This window comes from Curtobacterium sp. PsM8, assembly GCF_030433875.1.
Classification (GTDB): domain Bacteria; phylum Actinomycetota; class Actinomycetes; order Actinomycetales; family Microbacteriaceae; genus Curtobacterium.
This window is the reverse complement of sequence record NZ_JARUXD010000111.1, coordinates 1-6,986: the sequence shown is the minus strand read 5'-3', so window position 1 is coordinate 6,986 and position 6,986 is coordinate 1. Positions and strand designations below refer to the sequence as shown.

Annotated in this window: 5 protein-coding genes; 3 read left to right on the top strand and 2 right to left on the bottom strand. The window is 72.7% G+C overall.

Annotated elements, in window-relative coordinates; genetic code table 11:
• Positions 1 to 133: 133 nt before the first annotated feature.
• Both QCD68_RS16515 and QCD68_RS16510 read right to left on the bottom strand, forming a co-directional pair.
• Complete coding sequence (locus QCD68_RS16515; protein WP_301223804.1) at positions 134 to 1,612, bottom strand: PepSY-associated TM helix domain-containing protein; 1,479 nt, start codon at positions 1,610 to 1,612, stop codon at positions 134 to 136.
• A 12-nt stretch (positions 1,613 to 1,624) separates the two neighbouring features.
• Positions 1,625 to 2,245 (bottom strand): DUF5134 domain-containing protein, encoded by a 621-nt coding sequence (locus QCD68_RS16510; RefSeq protein ID WP_301223803.1) that lies wholly within the window; start codon positions 2,243 to 2,245, stop codon positions 1,625 to 1,627.
• 140 nt (positions 2,246 to 2,385) lie between these two features.
• On the opposite strand from QCD68_RS16510, the gene QCD68_RS16505 reads away from it, so the two are divergent.
• The 3 genes from QCD68_RS16505 to QCD68_RS16495 are packed head-to-tail and all read left to right on the top strand — an operon-like array spanning position 2,386 to position 6,885.
• Positions 2,386 to 2,595 (top strand): heavy-metal-associated domain-containing protein, encoded by a 210-nt coding sequence (locus tag QCD68_RS16505; RefSeq protein ID WP_301223802.1) that lies wholly within the window; start codon positions 2,386 to 2,388, stop codon positions 2,593 to 2,595.
• On the top strand, positions 2,588 to 4,645 hold the full coding sequence (locus tag QCD68_RS16500) for a cytochrome c oxidase assembly protein (protein ID WP_301223801.1): 2,058 nt from the start codon (positions 2,588 to 2,590) through the stop codon (positions 4,643 to 4,645). Before QCD68_RS16505 ends, QCD68_RS16500 begins: the two co-directional genes overlap by 8 nt.
• Entirely contained in the window at positions 4,642 to 6,885 is a 2,244-nt protein-coding gene (locus QCD68_RS16495) for a heavy metal translocating P-type ATPase (RefSeq protein ID WP_301223800.1), read from the top strand. Before QCD68_RS16500 ends, QCD68_RS16495 begins: the two co-directional genes overlap by 4 nt.
• Positions 6,886 to 6,986: the final 101 nt, after the last annotated feature.

The following is a 6,986-nucleotide window of genomic DNA, read 5'->3' as shown; positions in this document are numbered from 1 at the left end:
GGCGGCGGGCCGCCGGGGGCGGCGGGGGGGGGGGGGGGCCGGGGGCGGGGGGGGGGGGCGGCGGGGGGGGGGGCCCCCCGGGCCCCCCGCGCCCGACGTCGGCTCGCTGATACCTCGCGCTGCGCGAGGCGCGTCACCGTCCCGGGGGAGTCGGCGTGGCTCGAGGCGGGCGCGAGCGGCTCGTGAGGAGGACGTCTGCGACGACGAAGGCGAGCAGGGTGACGCCGAGGGCGGGCAGGAACGCCCCGATGACGATCGCGCCGACCGCCACGAGACCGGAACCCCACCACGGTGCCTTCGCGAGGGCGTCGGCGGCGGGGGCCCGCCCGACGCGCCCACCGGTCGGCCGGCGCTGCCACCACATGACGTAGCCGAAGACGACCATCACGGCGATGCCGAGCGCGGTGACGAACAGCAGGATCTGGTTCGGCAGTCCCCACATCGTCCCCATGTGCGTGTCGATGCCCCACCGGGCGAGCTTCGCGGGCAGTGAGTAGGTGTCGAAGTCCGTCTCGGACACCACGCTCATGTCGCGCGGATCGATCGCGACGGAGTTCACCGCGGTCGGGTAGGACCGCTTGATCTCCGCGACCGTCCACGCCTGGTCCGCCGACGTCGGTGGGGTGATCTGCACCTCCGAGGAGTGGATGTTCGCGTGCTCGGCCGCTGTCAGGACGTCGTCGAACTCCGCCGGCGTCACCGATGCGGACCCGGCACCGGCCGCCGCGGCTGGAGCGTGGTGGGCGGCGTGCGCACCGCGGGCGGGCGCGGCGCCGGCGTCGGGGAGTGCGGTGTCCAACGTCGGGGTGCCCCAGCTGAGCGCGGCGCGGAGCTGGTCGACGTTGGCGCCGCCGTACTGCGACCAGGTGATCCCAGTCGCGGACAGGAACAGCGCACCGAGGAGCAGCCACACGCCGGTCGAGGCGTGCCAGGAGAAGGTGCGCCGGTAGCCGCGCACTCTGCGCGCCGGGCGGACCATGTCACGCTTCGCTCGGGTCTTCCGGATCCGGGCCAGCCACAGTCCGAGCCCGGCCAGGGAGACGACGCCGAGCCAGGACGCTGCCGTCTCGCTGTAGAGCCGGCCGACGTCACCGAGGAACAGGGACCGGTGGAGCGTGTCCACCCAGGTGCGGAACGGCAGTGCTCCGGAGGTGCCGTAGACGAGCAGGTCACCACGGACCTCGGCGGTACCGGGGTCGATGAAGACCGCACGGTTCTGGGACTCCATCAGCCCCGCTTCCGCGTACATCACCCGCGTCGTGGCGCCGAGCTCGGGAGCCGGGCGGACCGCGGCGAGGGTGTCGTCGGGGTGGTGCCGGTCGATGTAGGCCTGGGCCGCGTCGATCTGTTCCGCCAGTGGCTTCGCCGCAGCGGCCGAGGGTGCGGTGAGCTCGTGCCGGTACAGGCCTTGCTCGATCGTCGGACCGAGTGCGTACACGGCACCGGAGAGTGCGGCGATGAGGATGAACGGGCCGACGAAGAGGCCGGCGGAGAAGTGCAGGCGGAGCAGGAGCTGCCCGAACCAGCCGCGCTGTCCGTCCCGCGACGGCCGCGGTGTCGAGGGGGCGGCCGGGGGCGTGGTGGCGATGGGGCGGTCGTCGGTGGCGGTCATGGCTTCCGGTCCTCAGGTCGTGGGGATGAACGAGAGCGCCATGCCGGCACTCATCAGCAGCAGGAGCACGCCGTCCAGGCGCGCCAGGGGGTGTTGCCGGACCCGCGTGGACGCGGTCACGCGCACCAGCAGCCAGACGGTCGCGGCCGCGAAGACGACGACGAGGACCCAGCGGATCGGCGTCCATCCCGCCCAGACGGCGTGCAGGCCGCCACCGCCGCCGGTCATGTCCATGTCCGGCATCGACATCGCCGCACCGCCGGCCATCGGCAGCATCATGACGCCCATCACGATCATCGCCGCCATCATCACCACGTGGTACGCCACCACCAGCCGGCCGGAACCGCCCGGCCCGTGGTGCTCGTGCCCGCCGTACCGGCCGTGGCCGAGCGTCAGGACGAGGTAGAACAGCGTCGCGGCCGCGAACACGATCACCTGCAGGGCCGGTGGCGCGAGGGTCATGCCCCATGACCAGGGCATCGCGAGCATCGCGACACTCATCAGCACGTGGAAGACGTCGCTGAGCCGCGAGACCCCGGTGCTCCCGGGGCGGAAGGTGAAGCCGAGGTACCCGACCGCCGTCGCGGTGAACACCACCGTCAGCAGGACGGACAGCGGCAGGCTGTGTGACACGGGGACGGACCTCTCGTCGCGGGAGTGAGCGGCGCCACTCTACAAGTTGTAGAGACAGTTGTTCTACTTCACGTAGAGTCGCGGTGGACTTGACGGACGGCGACCACTGCCGGCTTTCTACGTCTTGTAGAATCGATCCCATGGAGCGCTTCGAGTACCACGTCGTCGGGATGACCTGCGAGCACTGCGAACGTCGCGTGGCCGGCGAACTCCGAGCGGTCGACGGCGTCGTGTCCGTCACCGCGGATGCCGCGACGGGTCTCGTGGTCGTCAGCGCACCGAGCCGGCCCGACCCCGCTGCGGTCGCCGGAGCGGTCGACGACGCCGGCTACGAGCTCGCCGGTGCCTGACACCCGCGCACCGCTGGACCCGGACGCGTCGACGCGCCCGCCGCTCTCGGGAGCGGCAGTGGTCCGAGCGCTGCCCTGGGTGGGAGCCGGTGTCGCCGTGGTCGTCGTCGCGGTGGCGGTCGAGCTGCTCGGGTCGTCGTCGTACGACCGGCTCAGCCGCGGGTACCCCGGCACGGTGACCGCGATGGCGAGCGCGCTGCTCCGCCTCGTCGCGGACGTCGCCGGCGGCCTGACCGTCGGGGGCCTCGTCACGGCAGCGTTCCTCACTCCCCGACGGTCCCGAGCCGTCGTCGACAACCACCGCGACCTCGCCGTCGTCCGGCCGGCGGCCACCGTGTGGGTGGCCGCTGCCGTGCTGCTGATCGCCGTGGACGCCGCTGATGCGAACGGGCAGCCGATCGCGAAGCTGCTCGAGCCGGGAGCGATCGGGTACCTGGTGCAGGCCAGCTACCTGCCGGGCGCGTGGATCGTCGTGGCGTGCATCGCGGTCACGATCCTCGCCGCCGCCTTCGTGGTCCGCAGCTGGGTCAGCGTCCTGCTCCTGGCCGGCATCGGCGCCGTCGGGCTGCTCGCACCCGTGATGGTCACCCAGGTCCTCGTCGGCCCGAACCACGACTTCGGGGGCGACGCCGCCGTGTTCGCCGCTCCCGCGTTCGGCATCTGGATCGGCGCGACCGCCAGCCTCACCCGTCGCTGGCGGAGCGGGAGACCCGGCCGGACCACGCTCCGTCGGTACCGCGTCCTCGCGCTCACGGCCTGGGGCGTGTGGCTGACCGGGTCCGTCGTCATCGCCGCCGTCGAACTCGCCGGCACCGTGCCGTGGGCCGTGCCGACGGGGATCCTGTTCGCCGTCCAACTCGGCGTCGTCTCGGCAGTCGCCGGCCCGGTCCTGCTCAGCGCGCGGCGGTTCGCGACCCCCGGCGCTCCGGCTGCGCTGTCGGCGGTGCTGTTCGTGGCGGCCGGGATCGGTGTGGTCATGACGCGGATCCCGCCGCCGGTGTACTTCGTGCCCACCGACGCGCAGCAGCTGTTCCTCGGCTACCGGGTCGACACGCCCCTCACCCCCGTCACGCTCTGGACCGCGGGCCGGGTCGACATCCTCTTCCTCGTCGTCTCCCTGGTCGGTGTCGGTGCGTACGCCGCTGCCGTCGTCCGGCTCCGGAGGCGGGGTGACCACTGGTCGAACGGCCGGACCAGCGCGTGGATGCTCGGCTGGGTCACCGTCGTCATCACCACGTCGTCCGGGGTCGGTCCGTACTCGTCCGCGTCCTTCGCCGTGCACATGGGGCTGCACATGAGCCTGAACATGCTCGGACCGCTGCTGCTCGTGCTCGGCGGTCCCGTCACGCTGTTCCTCCGAGCGACGACAGCGCATCGTCGCGACGACTTCGCCGGCCCCCACGAGTGGCTCGTGGCGGTGACGCACTCGACGCTGCTGCGCGCGACGTACAACCCGGTGTACGTCCTCGCCGTGTTCGTGGGGTCGTACTACGTGATCTACCTCACGCCCTTCTTCGGCTGGGCGATGCGGTACCACTGGGCGCACCAGGCGATGACCCTGCACTACCTCGCCATCGGGTACGTCTTCTACGCGCTCATCATCGGCGTCGATGCGCCGCCGCGTCCGCTGCCGCACATCGGCAAGCTCGGGCTGGTGCTCGCCGCGATGCCCTTCCACGCGTTCTTCGGCGTGGTCGTGATGACGAGCACCGACCTCCTCGCCGGAACGTACTTCCAGTACCTCGACGTCCCCTGGATCGGCAGCCTCGCCCACGACCAGTACGTCGCCGGCGGCATCGCCTGGGCTGCCGGCGAGCTGCCGCTCATCGTGGTCGTCATCGCCCTCGTCACCCAGTGGGCGAAGCAGGACGCCCGGCAGGCGAAGCGCACCGACCGGCACGCCGACCGGGGCCTCGACGACGACCACGAGCAGTACAACGCCATGCTCGGCCGACTCACCACCCGCGACGACGCGGGCCCGTCCACCGATCGCGAGCCCGCTGACGGCCGGCCGACGCTGATCGTCACCGATCACCGGGAGCAACCGTGACCACGACCACATCGCCCCTCGTCGGAGAGCGCCTCGAGCTCGACATCGGCGGGATGACCTGCTCCGCCTGCGCCAACGCCATCGAGCGCAAGCTGGGCAAGCTCGACGGGGTCACCGCCTCCGTCAACTTCGCCACCGAACGCGCCACCGTCAGCGGGCTCGGACCCGCCGACGCCCCGACCGCGATCGCCCAGGTCGAGCGTGCCGGCTACACCGCCGCGGTGCACACACCCGGCGACGACGCGTGGAGCGCACGAGCCGCGGAGACCCGGACCACGACGCTCCGTCGACGCCTGACCGTCGCGGCGCTGCTGACGATCCCGCTGTGCGACGTGACGATCATCCTCGCCCTCGTACCCGCCTGGCGGTTCCCGGGCTGGCAGGCGCTCTGCGTCCTCCTCGCGGTCCCGATCGTCACGTGGGCGGCATGGCCGTTCCACCGGGCGACGCTCCGCGGGCTGCGGCACCGCAGCACGAGCATGGACACGCTCGTCTCGCTCGGGGCCGTCGTCTCGTTCGGGTGGGCGCTCTGGACCCTGTTCGTCGACCCCGCCACCACCCCGGGCTACTGGCTCGGCTTCGGCACGACCCCGGCGGGGGCCGACTCGATCTACCTCGACGTCGCGGCCGGCATGGTGACGTTCCAACTCGCCGGCCGCTACTTCGAGAGCCGCAGCCGCCGACGCGCTGCTGACGTCCTCGAAGCCATCGGCGACCTCGGCGTCACCGAAGCGCAGGTCCTCGCCGACGGCGAGGAACGCACCACGCCCCTCGGCGCCGTCCGCGTCGGCGACCACGTCGTCGTCCGCCCCGGCGGCCGGGTCCCCGTCGACGGCACGGTGACGGACGGTGCCGCCAGCGTCGACACGTCCGCCATGACCGGTGAGTCCGTCCCGGTCGAGACCGCCGCCGGTGACCGGATCGTCGGTGGCACCCTCGTCCAGGACGGCCGGCTCGTCGTCCGTGCCGACGCGGTCGGCACCCGGACCCGCCTGGCGCAGATGGCGGCGGTCGCCGACGACGCGCAACGCCGGAAGGCCGCGGTACAGCGGACCGTCGACCGCGTCACGAGCGTGTTCGTGCCCGTCGTCATCGGCATCGCCGTCCTCGTCGCCGCCGGTTGGCTGACCAGCGGCGCACCCGTCGCGACCGCCATCACGAACGGCGTCGCCGTCCTCATCATCGCCTGTCCGTGCGCGCTCGGGCTCGCCACGCCCACGGCGCTCATGGTCGGCGTCGGCCGCGGCGGCCAGCTCGGTGTCCTCATCAAGGGCCCCGATGCCCTCGAGGCGAGCGGACGAGTCGACACCGTCGTGTTCGACAAGACCGGCACCCTGACCACGGGTCGGATGACCCTCACCGCCATCGACACGTTCAGCACGGACGCCGACACCGCACTGACGACCGCCGGTGCCCTCGAAGCGGCGTCCGAACACCCGATCGGCAAGGCCGTCGCCGCCGCGGCCAGCGCACGGGTCGGCGCACCGGGGCCCGTCGAGGACTTCGTCGCGCACGCGGGCCTCGGCGCTTCCGGATCCGTCGGCGGCCGGCGCTGCGTCATCGGCCGGCGTGCGCTCCTGGAGGGCACCGGAGTGGTCGTCGCCGCCCGTGTCGCTGCCGTCGCCGCAGAGCGGGAAGCATCGGGCGCGACCGTGGTGCTGCTCGCCCTCGACGGTGTGGTCGCTGCGGTCCTCACCGTGCAGGACATGCTCCGGCCCGGCGCCGTCGAGGCCGTCACGCAACTGCGGGCGCTCGGGCTCCGCACCGTCCTGCTCTCCGGCGACTCGGAGGCCACCGCCGCGGCCGTCGGAGCGGAAGTCGGTGTCGACGAGGTGATCGCCCGTGTCCTGCCCGACGAGAAGGCCGGACACGTCGAACGGATGCAGGCGGACGGACACCACGTCGCGATGGTCGGCGACGGTGTCAACGACTCCGCGGCGCTCGCCACCGCGACCCTCGGCATCGCCGTCGTCCAGGGGACCGACATCGCCATGAAGGCCGCCGACGTCATCATCGTCCGCGAGGACCTCCGCGCGGTCGTCGACGCTGTGCAGCTCTCCCGCAGGACGCTCCGCGCCATCCGGATCAACCTGGTCTGGGCGTTCGGTTACAACGTCGCGGCGATCCCACTGGCCGCGGCCGGCCTGCTCAACCCGCTCATCGCGGCGGCGGCGATGGCGCTCTCCTCCACGCTGGTCGTCTCGAACAGCCTGCGGCTGCGCTCCTACGGGCGGTCGTGACGGCCCCGTCCTGACGGGACCGGCCGCTGCGGCTGCGGCGTCGCTGCCGCGAGGCGGACGGGAGGCCCGTGGTGCGGTGACCACGGGCCTCCCGTCCGACG

Excerpts from the sequence above, each read along its gene's own strand:
- QCD68_RS16515 (WP_301223804.1), bottom strand. The coding sequence starts at position 1,612 with ATGACCGCCACCGACGACCGCCCCATCGCCACCACGCCCCCGGCCGCC.
- QCD68_RS16505 (WP_301223802.1), top strand. The coding sequence starts at position 2,386 with ATGGAGCGCTTCGAGTACCACGTCGTCGGGATGACCTGCGAGCACTGC.